A 16,926-nucleotide genomic window follows, 5' to 3' on the forward strand; every position below is an offset into this window, starting at 1 on the left:
ACAGGTGGGAGTCTCCCGTGTACCAGGTACCAGCAGACCCTCCCAGCGCGCTCGTCCCCGCCCGTACGGTGGAATCCGTGAGCAACAAGGACGACGTACGGGAGTTCCTGACCAGCCGGCGGGCGAAGGTGACGCCGCAGCAGGCCGGTCTCCAGACGTTCGGCGACAAGCGCCGCGTGGCTGGGCTGCGCCGCGAAGAGGTCGCCCTGCTCGCGGGTGTCAGCGCCGACTATTACATCCGCCTCGAACGCGGCAACCTCGCCGGCGTCTCCGAACAAGTGCTCGACTCCCTCGCCCAGGCGCTGCGCCTCGACGACGCTGAGCGCGCCCACCTGTTCGACCTGGCGCGCGCGTCGACCGGCCCGGTCCGCGGGTCACGCCGTACGACGGTGTCCAAGGTGCGCCCCGGAGTACTGCGGCTCCTCGACGCGCTCGCCACTCCGGCGTACGTCCGGAATGCGCGTACCGACATCCTCGCCTTCAACGATCTCGCGCTCGCCTTGTACGACGGCATCCTCGACCGCGCCCGCCTGCCGTTCAACGTCGCCAGGTTCCTGTTCCTCGACCACCGGGCGCCCGAGTTCTTCCTTGACTGGGAGAACGTCGCGGACGACTCGGTCGCCGCGCTCCGGGCCGAGGCCGGCCGTAACCCGCACGACAAGAGCCTGACTGATCTCGTCGGCGAGCTCGCCACCAGGAGCGAGGAGTTCCGGACCCGGTGGGCGCGCCACAACGTCAAGTACCACCGCACGGCCGCGAAACGGCTGCACAACTCCCTGGTCGGCGACCTCGAGCTCACCGGCGAAGCCATGGAACTGCCCGGCGACGGCCTGGTGATCATCACCTACACGGCCGAATCGGACAGCCCGGCCGCGGAGGCCTTGCGCTTCCTTTCCAGTTGGGCCACCCAGCACAGCGAGGCGCAGCGCTCCACTACGGAGTGAACAGTTTCCACTGTCCTTCGGAGACGACCTCGATGTTGCCGTCGACAACCTTGATCGCGGAGTCGTCGTCGATCGCGTACGTCGGTACGGGAATGTGTGCTGCCCACTTCTCGGCGTTGGCCAATGACGCGTCGAGGTGGTGCGGGTGCTCGAAATGCGGGATGACCGCGAAGTCGACCAGCCCTGCGCCTTGTGCGGTGACCAGAGTCCTGTCGATGTCGCCCTCTGGCGTGCTGAAGACGACGCTTTCGGACTTGAGCGGTCCGTCGGTGCTGAGGGGCGGCTCGGTGTAGGTCTCGACGAAGGTAGAGGCGGCGGCGATGGCTCCGGCGCTGGCCCCGACGTACACGGCCTCGGGGCGAAGGGTCGGCAGGAGCTCGGCGAGACCGGAGCGCCGCATCCAGTTGGCGAGGAACACCGGGTCACCGCCCCAGAACAGCAGCGCGTCGGCCTCGCGGACGATCGGCACCCACGCATCCTCTTCGATACTCGGCAACACCGACAGTTCGAGCAGCCCCACCGACTTCCAGCCGACGTCGGTGAAACGCGACGGACCGTTCCCGGAGATCATCCGATACGCACCGAACTGCCCACCGCGGAACGGGTAGATAGCGGTCGGAATCACGAGCGCGGTGGCCTCCGCGATCGGTTTGCCCAGCAGCTCGACCAGCGCGTCCTCGATCGTCGCGTTGTGAATCCCGGCAGAAGTCAGCAGAAGCTTCATGGTCCCTTTCCTAGGTCGTCCGCACGGCGGAGCCCGCCGCTCACCTCTACAACGAACACCCCCGCCCCGATCCGACACCCCACCCAAGAATTTGTCCAGAAACCGTGCGGCAGGGCGAGCGGCTACTTCCTGACGGCCAGGAACTGGGCCTTTGTGAGGAAGGCGAACTGGGCGGTTTTGGTTGAGCCGTTGGGTTGGGGGATCTTGGCTTCGGGGCCGAGGGTGAAGCCGGTGCGGGTGAAGCGGTCGATGGCTCGGGTGTTGCGTACGTCGGGCTCGACCACGAGCCGCGGGTGCCCGAGATGCACGAATACGAACTGTGCAAGGGCTTGCAGCAGGTTGGCGGTGAAGCCCGGCCGTGGATCGCCTGGCGCGATCAGCAGATGCAGCCCGAGATCGCCGGCCTTGATGTCGTACGCCGCGCCCGCCGGATCGGCCTGCGGATCGTAGGTCTGCAGCAGCGCCACCGGTACGTCGTCCAGCCGCACGACGTACACGTGATGCGTCGGCACCGAATCCAGGAACAGGTACGTCGCAGCGATCTCGTCGCGCGACAGTTCACCCATGCCCCAGTACGTCGCCCGCTCGGCCGTCACCCATTCGTGGATCAGCTCGAGATCCCGCGCCGGATCAGCCTCCTCCAGCAGGACCGTGCCGAACCCGTCCACCTCAACCGCATAGCCGCGATCCTCACGAACGGTCTCGGAGACCGCCGGCGCCAACGACCCACGCAACCACAACGGAAGCTGGTCATGATGATGTGGATCCCCGAGTACGCCGGACGCGCCGAGCGGCACGACCCAGGCACTCGACGAGCGATCCGCCAGGTCCCACGCATACCGCGCCGCCGACGCACGGATGCAGACATCAGTAAGCCCAGGCAGGCTCGACGTCGACATCACGCAATGATGATCGCCGGAGAGCGCCAGATCGTACGGCTCCTCATCCCGCGCGAACACCGGACCGCGTAACGCATGCAACGGCGAGAGCTGATGCGTCTCACCCCACGGCGGCCGAGGCTTCTGCGCGGCAACCTCCTCCAGAGCCTCCCGCGCCAACCAAGCGAAGTTGATCTCCGGCAAGTCCGCGGCGACCAGATTCTCCAGCGCGTAGGAGACGTGGGTCAGCGGATCCATCCACGGCTCGAACACCTCCGCGACCTCGGCATTCTCCAGCACCGTGAAGTGATCCGTGAGCCGCGAGATCAGCGCCTTGCGCACTGCGGCGTACAACGACGCCGTCGTGCTCGTGGCATCCATGCGCCGGTCCCACTCGAACAGTTCGGTGCGCAGGGCAACGGCTTGCGTGGAGAGGTCGTCGAGGTCAACCAAGAGGTCGAGGACTGAGCCGGCCGAGCCCAGGAACGTGTCCTTGTGGATGGACGGCATGTCCTCGACGGTCCAGTCGGTGCGAGCATTCACCAGCTCGCGGATCCGCGCCGAACGATGCACAGCCGCGAACTCAACCCCCAACGGCGCCGCCAACTCACGAGCGTTCGCCATCACCGCGGGGCCGTCCACCTCGGCCCGCGGCATCGGCTCGTACCACCCGTCCCACTGATGCGCAGCCTCCCAACCCGGCACAACCCGCATCCGGTTGCTGGCATCCCGCCGCGGCACCAGCCCCGCCGTCCGATGCAGCAGCCCGCCGGCGGTGTCAGCCGCGAGCACGACATTCACCGGCTCGACCCACTCGTCAAAGGCGGAGTCGACATCAGCCACAGTCGTTGCCCGGAGCAACTTAGCCATCGCCTCGAAACCGAGCCGCCCGGTCACCCGCGGCGGATACCGCAGACTGATGCCGTCCTGGATGATCGGACCACGCTCGGTCTCGATGACCTCGACCGAGATCGGATCCGCGTCGGCGACCTCGACCACCTCGACATGCGCAGCCGCCGGCCTCCACCCGTCCGGACCCAGGGCCTCGACACCACCTGCAGTCCGGCGGAGCTGCTCGGCATACAGATCCTGATAGTCCGCCATCGCATTCGTGATCGCCCAAGCGACCCCACCCGTATGCCCGAAGTGCGCCAGCCCAGGAATACCCGGCACCGCGAGACCCAGTACGTCGTACTCCGGACAGGTCAGCCGGATCTGCTGATACACGCCCGGACTCTCGACGTACCGATGCGGATCACCAGCCACGATCGCCTGACCAGACGCGGTGTACGACCCCGGGATCAGCCACCCGTTGCTCCCGGCACCATGCGGCCCCTCGGACGAGAACAGATCCAACGCATCCTCACCGAGATGTTGCGCAACATGGGTCCGCCACAACTTCGTCGGGAACCCCGCGAACAACACATGGATCGCCAGCCAGATCCCGAGCGGCGCCCACGGCTCCCACTCCTGCAACGTCAACCCGGTCTCCGCGAACTCCGGCGCCCGCAGAGCCCCACCCGGCAGCGCGTGATTCACACCCTCGACGTACGCCGTGACCCACTCGCGCGTCTCGTCGTCCAGCGCCTCGAAACACCGCTGAGCGGTATCGGCCAACCGAGCCTGCCGCGCGAACACGTCCCACCCAGCCGCCTCCGCCCCGAGGAACGCGGCGCTCGTCCCGAGATACCGGCGGCGCTCCAGCTCGATCTGCCACGCCCGGTCCCGTGCAGCGTTCACGCCTTGCAGATACACCAACGCGAGAGGGTCGCCGGCTTGAAGCTGCGGCACGCCGTACGTGTCCCGGAACACTCTCGCATTCACAACGCGCCTCGTTTCAGTTAGGTTAGGCTGCGCTAACTTACAAAGCAGCAATCCAAGCCGCAAGAGCATTGTCGCCGGAGGTGGGTAGTGGGGCACGGCTGGGAAGGCGTGGTGCTCAAGCTGTTCCGCGGGAAGGACTTCGTCTTCACCGTCACGGCTGCCGAACAGGTCACCGAGCGCTACCGCCGGGTGCACTTCACCGACGGCGGTCTGCTGCGGGCGATCGGCGTACATCCGACGATGTGGGTGCGGCTCTGGTTCGAGAACGCGGGCAAGCCGCACCAGCGCGCGTACACGCTGGTCGATCCGGATGTCGAGGCCGGCACATTCAGCCTGGAGTTCGCGCTGCACGACGGCTGCGCGAGCGACTGGTCCCGCAAGGCCGAGCCCGGTGACACGATCGAGGCGACTGTGCAGGGGACCGGGTTCGAGGTGCCGGACCCGCTGCCGCCGCGGATGCTGGTGATCGGCGATCCGGCCTCGCTGCCCGCGATCAACTCGTTGCTCGCGGTCGCCCCGAAGCTCCCCGCGACGATCTGGTTCGAGACGACCCATGACCTCGACGACGAGCTCCCGTTCCGCATCGACCCCGCGCATCACGAGCTGCGCAAGGTGCCGCGGCCGGCGATGGTCGAGAACGTGAAGGCCGAGCTCAAGAACGAGATCGGCCCCGACACGTTCGTTTGGATCGCCTGCGACACCGCGACCACGCGCGCGCTCACGTCGTACGTCCTGAAGGATCTCGCCGTACCGAAGCATCGCGTGAAATCCCTCGGCTACTGGAAGGCCGCGTAGCCTACCCAAGGTGATCACGCCGCTGGACCTCACCGACCGCACGCTCGCCGAGCGTCTGCTCGCGATCCAGCACGCCGCGTACGCCGTCGAGGCCGAGCTGATCGGCTTCGACGGCATCCCGCCACTCCAGGAAGACCTCGCCGGACTCATGCAGTCCACAGAGCACTGGCTCGGCCGGTACGACGGAAGCACGCTGGTCGGCGCGGTTGCGTACGAGTTCCCCGACGACGCCACGGTCGAGATCTCCCGCCTGATCGTCGACCCCGCCCACGCCCGCCGCGGCCACGGCCGAGCCCTCCTCGACCACCTCGACCAGCTCGAACCGCGACCTGTCAGCCAGGTCTCGACCGGCTCGGCCAACACCCCGGCAGTCAACCTCTACAAGTCCCGCGGCTACACCGAGACCGGCAGGCTAGAGGTTGCCCCCGGCATCTACATCACCCAGTTCAGTCGCGGGTCCTGACCTGCTCGAAGGCGTAATACAAGGCGAGCAGGAACACGATCAGCAGCGTCGCCTTCGCGGAGATGAACGAGATGCCGATCGTCGCGCCGTAGATGACCGTGCCCATCGAGTAGCGGACCAGTGAGCGGCGCATCTCGCTCTTGGTCATCTCGTGTTCGACCAGATGATTGCGCAGGACGTACCACCAGATCATGCTGAACGCGATCGCCGCCAGCGTCAGGTTCGCGCTGTAGACGGCGGCAGCGACGTTCGCGTTGATCGAGTCGTCCTCGAGATGCTCGGCGAACAGGCTGGTCGGGAACGGCAACAGCGTCGTCCACAGCAACAGCAACAGGTTGAGGAACATCAGCCCGCGATCCGCGCGCTGGATCTGGCGGAACATCGAGTGATGGTTGACCCACATGATGCCGAGGATCGCGAAGCTGGTCAGGTACGCCGCGAACTGCGGCCACTCGTCCAGCAAGGCCGGCCACAGCCGCTGGCCCTCCTCGAGCTCGGGGCTGTGCAGTTCGAGGACGAGAAGGGTGATCGCGATCGCGAAGACGCCGTCGCTGAACGCTTCCAGGCGGTTGGTCTCCGCGAGATCAGACTGATTGCTCACGCCCGTCAGAGTAATCCGTACCGAAGGCATCGAGGGCCCGGATTTTGTTGGTGACGTCGAGCGCGGCGACCTTGTAGGCCTCGGAGAGCGTCGGGTAGTTCAGGACGGTGTCGACCAAGTAGTCGACGGTTCCGCCGCAGCCCATGATCGCCTGTCCGATGTGGACCAGGTCGGTCGCGTTGGTGCCGAACACGTGCACGCCGAGCAGGGTGCGGTCCTCGGTCGAGACGAGCAGCTTGAGCATCCCGTACGTATCGCCGAGGATCTGCCCGCGGGCCAGTTCGCGGTACCGCGAAACGCCGACCTCGTACGGCACCGACGAGCGGGTCAGCTCCTCCTCGGTCGCACCGCAGTACGAGACCTCGGGGATCGTGTAGATGCCGATCGGCTGCAGCCCGGCCAGCTCGCGGGCTGGTTCGCCGAACGCGTGGTACGCCGCGAGCCTGCCCTGATCCATGCTGTTCGCCGCAAGAGCCGGGAAGCCGATCACGTCACCGACGGCGTAGATGTGCTCGACGGTGGTTCGGTAGTGCTCGTCGACCTTGATCCGGCCGCGTGCGTCCGCCTCGAGCCCGGCGGCCTCCAGGTTGAGCTGGTCGGTGACGCCTTGCCGGCCGGCGGAGTACATCACCATCTCGGCCGGGATCCGCTTGCCGCTGGCCAGCGAGGTGACCGTGCCGCGATCCGACACCTCCACCCGCTCGACCTCCTCGCCGAACCGGAAGGTGACCGCCTGGTCGCGGAGATGGAACTTGAGCGACTCGACCACCTCGGGATCGCAGAACTCCAGCATCCGGTCGCGCTTCTCGACCACCGTCACCCGCGTCCCGAGCGCGGCGAACATCGACGCGTACTCGATCCCGATCACGCCGGCGCCGACGACAACCATCGAGCCCGGCACCTTCTCGAGCTTGAGGATCGCGTCGGAGTCGAGCACATGCCGGTCGTCGAACTCGATCTGCCGCGGCCGGGCCGGCCTGGTCCCGGTGGCGATCACGATCTTCTCGGCCGTGACCGTGCTGGTCTCGCCGCGCCCGACCCCGGTCACCTGGATCGTGTTCGGGTCGACGAAACTCGCCGTACCGTGCAGCAGCTCGACGTGGTTGCGGAGCAGTTGCGACCGGACGACCTCGACCTCGCGGCCGACTACATGCTGGGTCCGGGCCATCAGATCGGCGATCGTGATCTCGGACTTCACGCGGTAGCTGGCGCCGTACAGATCGCGCAGCGCCATGCCGGTCAGGTAGAGGACGGCCTCGCGGAGCGTCTTGGACGGAATCGTGCCGGTGTTGACGCAGACGCCGCCGAGCATCGAGATCCGCTCGACCACCGCTACCCGCTTGCCCAGCTTCGCACCGGCGATCGCGGCCTTCTGCCCGCCCGGGCCGGATCCGATCACCACAAGGTCGTAGTCGTACATCGGATCTCCCCACCAGACTGGGCGCCCCTACAGGCACCCAGTCTCGTACAGCGGGGTCAGTCAGTCGACAGTGAAACAGCTGTCCAGCTGATGGCCGGGAGCGTAACGGTCAGTTTGCCGTCGGCCAGCTTGGCCGCGTCGAACTGCTGCGGAACGACGTGGTCGGGATCCGTGGCCGAGTTGGTGGCCAGCGGGTCCTCGTTGTGCATGATCAGCGCCTCGGCGACGGTGGTGACGCCGGTGCGGCTGACGTCGATGGTCACCTCGATCGGGCCGTCGGTCGACCGGTTGACGGCGAAGATCGCGACCTTGCCGTCGTCGTACGTCGCGACCGCGTCGATCGCCGCGACATCGCCGTACTTGTCCGTCGTGGTGAGCGGTGAGTCGGTCTCGACCCGGAGGACCTGACCGGCCGCGAGCCGGGAGGTGATCGCGAACGGGTGGAACGTCGGCTGCCGCCAGGCGGGGCCGCCGGGCTCGGTCATGATCGGGGCGATCACGTTCGCGAGCTGGGCGAGACATGCGACGCCGACTCGGTCGCTGTGCCGGAGCAACGAGATCAGAAGGTTGCCGACGACAACGGCATCGGTGACGTTGTACTCGTCCTCGATCCGCCGTGGTGCCACCTCCCACTGGTCGTGCGGGCCGTCGGTACGGCGGGAGCGGTCGCCGTACCAGACGTTCCACTCGTCGAACGAGATGCCGATCTTCTTGCTGCTCTTGAGTTCCGCGCCGACGTGATCCGCGGTCGCGACGACCGACTCGATGAAGCGGTCCATGTTCACCGCGGACGCCAGGAAGGAGTCGGTGTCGCCGTCGTCGTTCCCGTAGTACGCGTGGCAGGAGATGTACTCGACGAACTCGTACGTCTCCCGCAGTACGTCGCGCTCCCAGGTCCCGAACAGCGGCATCCGCGACGACGACGATCCGCACGCGACCAGTTCGAGATCCGGCTCGACCATCCGCATCACCCGCGCCGTCTCCGCCGCGAGCCGTCCGTACTCGGTCGGCGTCTTGTGCCCGACCTGCCACGGCCCGTCCAACTCGTTGCCGAGACACCACAGTTTGATCCCGTACGGCGCTCCGCCGTGCTGCTCGCGCAGGTCCGACAACGCCGTACCGCCGGGGTGGTTCGAGTACTCGAGCAGGTCGAGCGCCTCCTGCACCCCGCGCGTCCCGAGGTTGAGCGCCATCATCGGCTCGACGCCGGCCTTCGCGCACCACCGGCTGAACTCGTCCAGCCCGAACTCGTTGGTCTCGATGCTGTGCCAGGCCAGGTCGAGCCGACGCGGCCGCTCGTCCCGCGGGCCGACACCGTCCTCCCAGCGGTAACCGGAGACGAAGTTGCCGCCGGGGTAGCGGACCACGGACACGCCGAGCTCACGGGTCAGCTCGAGCACGTCCTTCCGGAAGCCGTCCTCGTCGGCGGTCGCATGGCCGGGCTCGTAGATGCCGGTGTAGACACACCGACCCATGTGCTCGACGAACGTCCCGAAGGTCCGACGGTTCACAGGCGCGATCGTGAACGCGGGGTCGATGATCAGAGTGGCAGCAGGCACCAGGTTGCTCCTGTCGTAGTCCTTCAGGACGGATCTACATCGGTGTACTACATCGGTGTAGAAAGGATGCCCGGAGGCTTCTCCACCGTCAACAGTTCGCCACTGAATCTCCTTGGCAACGGTTGTCGACGAGTGTAGACAAGCGTAGACGACCTGGGTATGCTCGTGAAGCTGTCGGCGGCGAAGGAGGGGCAGTGAAGACCATCAAGATCCGGGACCTGCGCGGGTCCACGCTCGAGGCGCATGCGCGTAACGGGGATCTCGTCGGGCTCACCCGTGATCGTGCCTTGATTGCTGTCGTGATTCCGGCCGGGCAGGCGTGGGTGGAGCATCTCGTCGACCGGAACTGGTCCCAGGTCACCAAGGAGATCGCCGCGGGAGAGGCGGCGATAGCCGGCCCCGGCTCCCTGCCCCTCGCCGACGAGGTGGTTTCCGAGGCGAGTGAGGCAGGCGAGATTGCCGGTCGCGACGAGTACAGGCCGGCGGCCGGACGGCGGCGCGGCGCCGACGAACTGGCCGAAGTGGTTGGGTTGCCGACCGCTGAAATGCTGAGGCGGCTGGGTGCGCAGATCGGCCCTGCATCCCCGGACGGCAGGCAGAGCACCAAGTCGAGCACGATTCGGGTCGGGGATCTTTCGGCTCGCCGGATCGACGCGGCGGGGCAGGCCGGTGAGCTTCTGGTCCTCACCAACGACGGCATGCAGGTGGGGATTGTCGTTCCGGTCTCGCAGAAGTTCGTCGAGTTCCTGGTCACCCAGAATCTGTCCAGGATCATGTACGACGCGCGGCGATCCGAGCTCGACCTGGCGGCCGAAGAATCGAGCCATCTGTGAACCAGGCCGCGATCGCCCCGGATCGCAGCTCGACGGCGGCGGCGACATTTGCGTCGGCAACCGAGACGCTGCGGTCGACCGTGCGTTGGCTCCTCACCGCGGCTGCAGGCGTCGGCGGATTCCTGGTCGCCGGACTTCAGCTCACGAGTCTGGGGTCCTTGAGTCTGGCAGATTGGCGGCTGTGGGCCGCGGCCTGCGGTGTTCTGGTCGCAACGGCAGGCGTGGGATATGTGATCGTCCGGACAAGCCAGATCCTCACGAACGAATGGATCGCGCTCGCCCAGCTGAGCTTCGACGACTTCCAGGCGCGCCTGGAGGGTGCGATGTCGGAGAGCGCCTTGCTGCAGGAGATCGAGGTCTACAAGCACGAGCTGTATGCGCATGTCGCCGAGACGGTGCACCAGCTCTATCAGCGGCTGATCCAGGCGAACGAGCTCGTTCGTGCGGCGCCCAGCGAGGTGGCGGTCCGGCGCGCAGCGGAGCTACGAGAGGCCGCTGACAATGTCGTCCAGTACGCGAACTACTACGAGACCCGCGCCAGGTTCAAGGCTTTGAGTCGCCAGCTCGCTTATGCGGCGATCGCGATCGTCCTCGGCGTCCTGGTGTTCGCGTACGCGGCCAACCCGGCGGCCTGATCGATCCGGCGCTCAGGTCAGCGCGGGTGGAAACCGGACTCCGGCCTCAACAAGCTGAGGACGAAGTAGCCCGACCGCGCCAGCTTTCGATCCTGATCGTGCTGTAGCCGATCGAGCTCAGCGTCGGACAGCGGCCGGAAGACGGCCACGATCCCGCCGAGATGAAGGGGGATGGCGGTGTACTCACGCCCGCCCTCCCAAGGTGTGAACTCGAAGGCGTACTGCGCGTTCGGACCGTCGAGTTGCAGGTCCAGCCGCAGGCAGTCGGCCAACGCCGTCCGCTCCACCTGGCTCCCGAGCTCCAGCACGAACAGCTTTGCCGCTGGGCTGAGTACCACCTCGTAGCCGGTCATCAGGCTATCCTTCGCCTCCCGCGCAGACGCTCGATCGGCCCGACTCGGCCGACGCCGTAGTGATGATCACTGGATCCCCCGCCGCTGGGTGGCTCCGGACCACGACCGCCGAGAGCTGCGGTTGCGCCGGCTCGCAGGGTCGCGCCGGTACCCCCGCAAGCCCTCGTTGGTGCCGCGCCAGCGCGTCGGCATGGCTCCGCGGGGCAGGACGGTCAGCACCTTGGTCATGGCCAGGTTGAGCACCACTGCCACACCGTTGTGGCCGAAGACAGTGATGCCCCGAGAGCTGACCACTCGCGTGGTGTCGACCTCGGTGAGCGTCGCGACCAACTCGGCGCCGTCGATCTGCCGCTCGATCATCCGGACGCGTGCGTGCGCCGTGAGCCTCAATCCGCCGACGGCGAGCGTCGGGTGGTCCAGTGACGAAGTGGTCATATCCCGAGGTTCCTTCTACTGAGTAGAAGTTGTCAAGGTGATAACACTCGCTACAAGACTTAAATTCAACGATCTGCTTAAACTGGAGTATTTAATCTGCACTCTTCCTAAGTTCTAATAGGATATGCAACTATTACTGCCAGCCGGTGAAGAGAGTTGGTGGCCGATGGTCACGTCCGAGCACGAGGGGTTCGAGCAGCATCTGCAGAAGGTGCTTCCCGATAAGCCCAAACCATCCGAGAAGGTCAGTCAGCAGGTGCTCGGGGCGGTCCTGCAGGAGCTTGCGATCGCGGCACCTGACGGCCGCCTGCGCAACGAACTGCTGAGGCGGGTCGGCCCCGGCGACGGCTCGAAGTACTCGGCGGCCACTCTGTCGAAGGCGCTGGCGGCTCTGGAGAAGGCTCACCTCATCACCAAGAGAGCGGTTTACAGCGGGCCGGGTGCAGGTGGTCGACCGCCCGAGCGGTACCTCCTCGGAAGCAACCTGTGGGCAATGGTCGGCGTGCACATTTCGATCAGCCAGAACCAGCAGCACACGGTGACCTGCACGATCCGCGACCTGAGTGCACAGTTGATCCAATCGAGGAACATGCGCCTCACCGAGGACACGGAGTCCGCTCAGATCGCCCTGCAGATCGGCGATTTCGTCAAGCAGATGATCGGTCAATGGCAGGCCGGCCGGACCGAGGCCCGGATTCTCGGTGTCGGCATCGAGGTGCCGGGTCATGTCCACCGCGGTCTGGTGATGGAGGCCCCGCACTCCGGATGGCAGCACGCGGCGCCGTTGGCGATCGACATTGGCGAGGCGCTTGATCATGAGCTGTCCGTCGTGCTCGACAACGACGTCAACCTGATCGCGCTCCGCGAGATGTACAGAAGGGATCGACGATCGCGCCCTCAAGACGGAGCCGTTGTGGCCGTCTTCGACGAAGGAGTGGGCGCCGGCCTGGTTGTCGGCGGGCGCGTCTACAGAGGCCACCGTGGTGGCGCAGGAGAGCCGGGACACAATCCGGTCTTCGTGGACGCCGGCGAACCGCGGCTTCCGCGCGCCGCCGCGGTGGAGTCTGCTACGGCGGGGGGATATCCGACGTTCGCGGATCCCTGCAACTGCAAGAAGCTCAGCCACATCGACTGCTATGCGATCCCGCAACGGATAGCAGGCGAGCTGGGCTATCCGCTGGCCGAGTTCGCCAGGCTGGCCGGCGAGCCGGCGTACGACGGCGTGAATCTGACGCCGGCAGGACGTGCGTTCTGGACCGCCGGCTCCGCGCTCGGCCACGGGATCGTCTCCCTGATTCATGCGCAGAATCCGGGCTGGCTGCTGCTACTGCTGCCGCGTGCGCTCGCCGACGTCGAGCTGGGAACTGAGTGGTACAAGCAAACGGCCGCAGCTATGTATCGGCAGGCGATCGAAACCGTCGTCGATGAAGAGGCATTCTCTTCGGCGGCCTCCGATGCGCGCCGAGGCGCCCCGCGGCTCGAGGTGCGATCGACCGCCGGCGATCCCGACGGCGGACCCGAGAAGGCGGCCCGCAACGCCGCCATCCGCGTTCTCGACGACTTCATCGCCCACGCGCTCAAGCAGGACGAATGCATTCCCGAGCAGCCGGACGATCTGATTCCCTCCGTGCCGGCCGGGCTCGACGAACGACAGCTGGCCAAAGAGCGTCAACTCGCTCTCACCAAGGAGCTCCGGGAGATCCTGAAGTACCACGATCCCGAACAGCTCCTCGGCTCGGATCCACTGGCCGACCAGTACTTCACCGAGGAGCATGCGCTGTTGCGCCTGGTCATGGATCAGACGCTGAACAAGAAGGCGGTCCAGGACCTGTGGCACGAAGCGTTCAGACCGTCGAGGTTGCTAGGTGATCAGGGCAAACTGAGCGAATTCACCAGAGAGCTCGAGACGCTGCAGCGCCGGTGGATCTCCGGCCGGATTGCTCCTGTGGGCCGCTAGCCGAAGACCTTCACCGGTCGTTGCATCAGCTGCTGCCGAGGGTGGATTCCCTGACGTGGAGTTCGTGGGGGGCGACAATCTCGCGGTGCTCGGAGATGTCGCCCGCCATCCGCTGGACCAGAAGCTCGACCGCGGTCCGGGCGATGTAGACCCGGCTCGGGTCGACCGAGGTCAAGGTCGGGCTGCTGTAGCTGGCCTCGTCGATGTTGTCGAAGCCGGCTACGGCCACGTCGTCGGGGATCCGCACGCCGCGTGCCGCGAGGGCCCGGATCGCGCCCAGCGCCAACGTGTCGTTGAGGGCGAAGACGGCGTCGAACCGTTGTCCGGTCCGGAGCAGCTCCGCCACTGCGTCCGCTCCGCTCGACCGATGCCACTTCCCGCCCGAGACGGCGAGCTCCTCCGGCGCGGAAACGCCGTACTCCGCCAGCGTCTCGGCGTAGGCGCCGTACCGGATGGCCGCGGTGCCGACGCCTTCCCGGGGCCGTACGCCGATCACCGCGATCCGCCGGCGGCCTTGGTCGAGCAGATGCCGTACGACAGCCTTGGTGCCCTCGACGTTGTCGATCATGACGTGGTCTACCGGGCCATGGAAGATCCGCTCGCCGAGCAGCACCATCGGCGTGTGCGTGCGGAGGTGATCGACGTCCTCAGGGCCGAGGCCGAGCGGGCTGTAGAGCAGGCCGTCCACCAGGTGCCCGCGCGGCCTGGCCAGTGCGGTCAGCTCCCGTTCGCGGTCGGCGCCGGTGGTTTCGATCATCACAGTCAGGCCGTGCTCGCCGGCGGCCGCTATCGCCGCGTCGGCAAGCTCCGCGAAGTACGGGTTGCTCAGCTCCGGCACGGCGAGGCCGATGACGCCGGTCCGGCCGGACTTCAGGTTGCGGGCGGAGATGTTCATCCGGTAGCCGAGGGCATCGATCGCGGCGAGCACCTTGGTCCGGGTCTCGGCGCGGATGTACGGGTAGCCGTTCATCACGTTCGAGACCGTCTTCGGAGACACGCCGGCCTCGCGCGCGACGTCGCGCATCGTCACTGCCATGGCATGTCCCTCATGGGCAGCCACGGTAGTGCAGAGTTCACTCCTCCGTGGCTGCCTCGTCGTGCGGGGGACGGCGTGGCGGGTTCGGCTGCGGGCCGGCCGACCGGCCGCCGGGGTGGTCCGCGATGTCCGGCTCGTCGTCGTCGTTCAGCTCGACACCCTCCTCACGCAGCGTGTCCTCGACCGCAGGGTCCAGCTCGCGACCGGGATGTGGCAGACCGGGCCTGTCGAAACTCATCGCACCCTCCCTGGCAATGGTTACTGCCACCACAGTACGGCTTCAGCGGCCGGTCAGGGACCGCCTGCGCTGGGTGGGATCGGTGATGGACTGCGGCTGCCAGACGCCGTCCACGGTGTAGAGGTCGGTACCCGGCGGGACGATCTCGTCGATCCGGTCGAGGGTCTTGTCGTCCAGGGTCAGATCGGCGGCCTTCAACAGGCCCTCGAGCTGCTCCATCGTGCGCGGGCCGGAGATCACCGAGGCGACCGCGGGGTGGCTGGTGACGAAGGCCATCGCGAGCTCGGGCAGCGTCCTGCCGATGCTGTCGGCAACCTCGATCAGGGGCTCGAGAGCGGCGTACTTCGCGGCGTTCGCGGGCAGCGCCGGATCGAACCGGGCAGGTGCGAGCGCGGCGCGGGCCGACAGGTCGAGCGGCTGGTCCTTGCGGATCTTCCCGGACAGGAAGCCGAAGGCGAGCGGACTGTACGTCAGCACGCCCATCCCCAGCCGCCGGCAGGTCGGCAGGATCGACCGCTCGATGCCGCGGGCAATCATCGAGTACGGCGGCTGGTTCGTCCGGAACCGTCCGTACCCGCGCTGCCCGGAGACGTGGTACGCCTCCACGATGTCCTCCGCCGGGAACGCCGAGCAGCCGAACGCGCGGATCTTGCCCGCGGTGACGAGATCACTCAACACCCACAGGGTTTCCTCGATGTCCGTGGTGTGATCCGGCCGGTGGATCTGGTACAGGTCGATCCAGTCGGTGTCGAGCCGGCGCAGGCTGTCCTCGACCGCGCGGGTGATCCAGCGCCGTGAGTTCCCGCTCCGGTTCCGCCCCTCGCCGAGCGGGAAATGCACCTTGCTCGCCAGTACGACGTCGTCGCGGCGCGCCTTGATCGCCTTGCCGACGGTCTCCTCGGACTCGCCCGCGGAGTACATGTCCGCGGTGTCGACGAAGTTGATGCCCTGGTCGAGCGCGGTGTTGATGATCCGGATGCAGTCCTCGTGGTCCGGGTTCCCGGCGGCGCCGAACATCATCGCCCCGAGACAGTACTCACTGACCTCGATCCCGGTTCCACCCAGCGTGCGGTAGCGCATGACAGCAGACTCCTCGTGTTGCGATCGGTGACGTCTCGCACGGTAAGAGCTAGAGCGCTGTCTAGGTCAAGCCCGACCTAGAGTGGCGAGCATGGACATCGAGGGGCTGTGGGACCCGGAGCCGGGCTGGTTGAACACCGCGTCGTACGGGCTGCCGCCGAAACCGGCCTGGGAGGCGTTGCAGGCCGCGCTCGGGGACTGGCGGGTCGGCCGGACGAGCTGGGAGCCGTGGGACGGGTCGACCACGCGGGCGCGCGAGTCGTTCGCGCGGCTGATCGGGGCCGACGCCACGGACGTGTTCGTCGGCAGCACGGTGTCGGCCGCGCTGGTGCCGATCGCGGCGGCGTTGCCTGACGGCGCGAAGGTGCTGACCGACGACGTCGAGTTCACGTCGAACGTGTTCCCGTGGCAGGTGCACGCGGACCGCGGCGTCGAGGTCGTCGCCGTACCGGGTGACGAGTTGGTCGCGGCGATCAAGCCCGGGATCGACGTGGTGGCCGTGAGTGCGGTGCAGTCGTCGACGGGCGTCGTACTCGATCTCCCCGCGGTTATTGCTGCCAGCAAGGAAATCGACGCGCTGGTGGTGATCGATGCATCGCAGGCAGTGGGCTGGCACCCGATCACGACTGATGGTGTCGATGCCCTGATCGCTCACAGTTACAAGTGGTTGATGTCCCCGCGCGGTGCGACGCTCGGATACCTCTCGGCACGTCTGCAGGAGCGCTGCCGCCCGTCGGCCGCCGGTTGGTACGCCGCCCGCGACGTCCACGGTTCGTACTACGGACCCGTGATGGAGCTCGACCCGGGCGCGCGGCGGTTCGACCAGTCGCCGGCCTGGTTCAGTTTCGTCGGCGCGGCGCCGGCGCTCGAGTTGATCGAGCAGATCGGTGTGGACACGATCAACCGCCACAACCTCGAGCTGGCGAACGAATTCCGGGCCGGCCTCGGCCTGGAACCGTCGAACAGCGCGATCGTCAGCACGAGCCTCCCGGGGGCGCAGGAGGCGTTCGCGTCCGCCGGTATCCGGGCCGCCGTACGGGACGGGAAACTGCGCGCGTCGTTCCATATCTACTCGACCCGGGACGACGTACAGCAGGCTCTCGAGGCGCTCAAACCCCTGCTCTGACGGCCTGATCCGGAGTTAGGGTGCC

General features: G+C 67.0%; 17 protein-coding genes. 7 read left to right on the forward strand and 10 right to left on the reverse strand.

The features are described 5' to 3' along the window. Nucleotides 1-77 precede the first annotated feature (77 nt). A complete protein-coding gene (locus FDA38_RS01835; RefSeq protein ID WP_137252320.1) occupies nucleotides 78-944 on the forward strand; it encodes a helix-turn-helix transcriptional regulator in 867 nt (288 codons plus the stop codon). Here FDA38_RS01835 and FDA38_RS01840 read toward each other — a convergent pair. Both FDA38_RS01840 and FDA38_RS01845 read right to left on the reverse strand, forming a co-directional pair. Then, nucleotides 934-1,668 (reverse strand): Type 1 glutamine amidotransferase-like domain-containing protein, encoded by a 735-nt coding sequence (locus FDA38_RS01840; RefSeq protein WP_137252321.1) that lies wholly within the window; start codon nucleotides 1,666-1,668, stop codon nucleotides 934-936. The genes FDA38_RS01835 and FDA38_RS01840 overlap by 11 nt on opposite strands. 122 nt (nucleotides 1,669-1,790) lie before the next feature. Continuing rightward, on the reverse strand, nucleotides 1,791-4,370 hold the full coding sequence (locus FDA38_RS01845; RefSeq protein ID WP_137252322.1) for a GNAT family N-acetyltransferase: 2,580 nt from the start codon (nucleotides 4,368-4,370) through the stop codon (nucleotides 1,791-1,793). Between the two features lie 87 nt (nucleotides 4,371-4,457). Between FDA38_RS01845 and FDA38_RS01850 the strand changes: the two genes are divergently transcribed. Then, complete coding sequence (locus tag FDA38_RS01850; RefSeq protein ID WP_137252323.1) at nucleotides 4,458-5,165, forward strand: siderophore-interacting protein; 708 nt, start codon at nucleotides 4,458-4,460, stop codon at nucleotides 5,163-5,165. 10 nt (nucleotides 5,166-5,175) lie between these two features. After that, entirely contained in the window at nucleotides 5,176-5,628 is a 453-nt protein-coding gene (locus FDA38_RS01855) for a GNAT family N-acetyltransferase (protein ID WP_137252324.1), read from the forward strand. Here FDA38_RS01855 and FDA38_RS01860 read toward each other — a convergent pair. From FDA38_RS01860 to arfA, 3 genes are read right to left on the reverse strand one after another with little or no spacing between them, the layout of a single operon-like run. Beyond that, nucleotides 5,612-6,229 carry a TMEM175 family protein gene (locus FDA38_RS01860; RefSeq protein WP_202877521.1) on the reverse strand — a complete coding sequence of 206 codons (618 nt, stop codon included), beginning with the start codon at nucleotides 6,227-6,229 and terminating at the stop codon, nucleotides 5,612-5,614. The two genes, FDA38_RS01855 and FDA38_RS01860, sit on opposite strands and share 17 nt — an antisense overlap. Next, nucleotides 6,213-7,649, reverse strand: coding sequence for a Si-specific NAD(P)(+) transhydrogenase (sthA, locus tag FDA38_RS01865; RefSeq protein ID WP_137252325.1), 1,437 nt, complete (start codon nucleotides 7,647-7,649; stop codon nucleotides 6,213-6,215). Before sthA ends, FDA38_RS01860 begins: the two co-directional genes overlap by 17 nt. 56 nt (nucleotides 7,650-7,705) lie before the next feature. After that, entirely contained in the window at nucleotides 7,706-9,208 is a 1,503-nt protein-coding gene (gene arfA / locus FDA38_RS01870; protein WP_137252326.1) for an arabinosylfuranosidase ArfA, read from the reverse strand. Between the two features lie 194 nt (nucleotides 9,209-9,402). Here arfA and FDA38_RS01875 point away from each other — a divergent pair, with 194 nt between their 5' ends. Together FDA38_RS01875 and FDA38_RS01880 are read left to right on the forward strand one after the other, a co-directional pair. Beyond that, nucleotides 9,403-10,041 (forward strand): hypothetical protein, encoded by a 639-nt coding sequence (locus FDA38_RS01875; protein ID WP_137252327.1) that lies wholly within the window; start codon nucleotides 9,403-9,405, stop codon nucleotides 10,039-10,041. Beyond that, the gene (locus FDA38_RS01880; protein ID WP_137252328.1) at nucleotides 10,038-10,676 is read left to right on the forward strand and encodes a hypothetical protein; all 639 of its coding nucleotides are present in this window, start codon (nucleotides 10,038-10,040) and stop codon (nucleotides 10,674-10,676) included. The genes FDA38_RS01875 and FDA38_RS01880 overlap by 4 nt, the downstream gene beginning before the upstream one ends. A gap of 17 nt (nucleotides 10,677-10,693) precedes the next feature. Here FDA38_RS01880 and FDA38_RS01885 read toward each other — a convergent pair whose 3' ends face one another. Next, nucleotides 10,694-11,029 carry a hypothetical protein gene (locus FDA38_RS01885; protein ID WP_137252329.1) on the reverse strand — a complete coding sequence of 112 codons (336 nt, stop codon included), beginning with the start codon at nucleotides 11,027-11,029 and terminating at the stop codon, nucleotides 10,694-10,696. A gap of 66 nt (nucleotides 11,030-11,095) precedes the next feature. Beyond that, nucleotides 11,096-11,464, reverse strand: a complete 369-nt coding sequence (locus FDA38_RS01890; RefSeq protein ID WP_137252330.1) for a DUF4258 domain-containing protein — start codon at nucleotides 11,462-11,464, stop codon at nucleotides 11,096-11,098. A 166-nt stretch (nucleotides 11,465-11,630) separates the two neighbouring features. Here FDA38_RS01890 and FDA38_RS01895 point away from each other — a divergent pair, with 166 nt between their 5' ends. Beyond that, complete coding sequence (locus tag FDA38_RS01895; protein WP_170989555.1) at nucleotides 11,631-13,421, forward strand: ROK family protein; 1,791 nt, start codon at nucleotides 11,631-11,633, stop codon at nucleotides 13,419-13,421. Nucleotides 13,422-13,446: 25 nt separating this feature from the next. On the opposite strand, the gene FDA38_RS01900 is transcribed toward FDA38_RS01895, so the two are convergent. Genes FDA38_RS01900 through FDA38_RS01910 form a run of 3 tightly spaced genes read right to left on the reverse strand, consistent with a single transcriptional unit; the run spans nucleotide 13,447 to nucleotide 15,775 of the window. Beyond that, the gene (locus FDA38_RS01900) at nucleotides 13,447-14,457 is read right to left on the reverse strand and encodes a LacI family DNA-binding transcriptional regulator (protein WP_137252332.1); all 1,011 of its coding nucleotides are present in this window, start codon (nucleotides 14,455-14,457) and stop codon (nucleotides 13,447-13,449) included. Nucleotides 14,458-14,494: 37 nt separating this feature from the next. After that, nucleotides 14,495-14,695, reverse strand: coding sequence for a hypothetical protein (locus FDA38_RS01905; RefSeq protein ID WP_137252333.1), 201 nt, complete (start codon nucleotides 14,693-14,695; stop codon nucleotides 14,495-14,497). Nucleotides 14,696-14,737: 42 nt separating this feature from the next. Further along, nucleotides 14,738-15,775: an aldo/keto reductase gene (locus FDA38_RS01910; protein ID WP_137252334.1), complete on the reverse strand. Its 1,038-nt coding sequence runs from the start codon at nucleotides 15,773-15,775 to the stop codon at nucleotides 14,738-14,740. 91 nt (nucleotides 15,776-15,866) lie between these two features. Between FDA38_RS01910 and FDA38_RS01915 the strand changes: the two genes are divergently transcribed. Next, on the forward strand, nucleotides 15,867-16,901 hold the full coding sequence (locus FDA38_RS01915; RefSeq protein ID WP_137252335.1) for an aminotransferase class V-fold PLP-dependent enzyme: 1,035 nt from the start codon (nucleotides 15,867-15,869) through the stop codon (nucleotides 16,899-16,901). Nucleotides 16,902-16,926 lie beyond the last annotated feature (25 nt).

Source organism: Kribbella jiaozuonensis, from assembly GCF_005233875.1.
Classification (GTDB): domain Bacteria; phylum Actinomycetota; class Actinomycetes; order Propionibacteriales; family Kribbellaceae; genus Kribbella; species Kribbella jiaozuonensis.

Bases quoted from the DNA above. Each gene is read 5' to 3' on its own strand.
- FDA38_RS01840 (WP_137252321.1), bottom strand. From the start codon at position 1,668: ATGAAGCTTCTGCTGACTTCTGCCGGGATTCACAACGCGACGATCGAG.
- sthA (WP_137252325.1), bottom strand. From the start codon at position 7,649: ATGTACGACTACGACCTTGTGGTGATCGGATCCGGCCCGGGCGGGCAG.
- FDA38_RS01885 (WP_137252329.1), bottom strand. From the start codon at position 11,029: ATGACCGGCTACGAGGTGGTACTCAGCCCAGCGGCAAAGCTGTTCGTG.
- FDA38_RS01890 (WP_137252330.1), bottom strand. From the start codon at position 11,464: ATGACCACTTCGTCACTGGACCACCCGACGCTCGCCGTCGGCGGATTG.
- FDA38_RS01895 (WP_170989555.1), top strand. From the start codon at position 11,631: ATGGTCACGTCCGAGCACGAGGGGTTCGAGCAGCATCTGCAGAAGGTG.
- FDA38_RS01900 (WP_137252332.1), bottom strand. From the start codon at position 14,457: ATGGCAGTGACGATGCGCGACGTCGCGCGCGAGGCCGGCGTGTCTCCG.
- FDA38_RS01905 (WP_137252333.1), bottom strand. From the start codon at position 14,695: ATGAGTTTCGACAGGCCCGGTCTGCCACATCCCGGTCGCGAGCTGGAC.
- FDA38_RS01910 (WP_137252334.1), bottom strand. From the start codon at position 15,775: ATGCGCTACCGCACGCTGGGTGGAACCGGGATCGAGGTCAGTGAGTAC.
- FDA38_RS01915 (WP_137252335.1), top strand. From the start codon at position 15,867: ATGGACATCGAGGGGCTGTGGGACCCGGAGCCGGGCTGGTTGAACACC.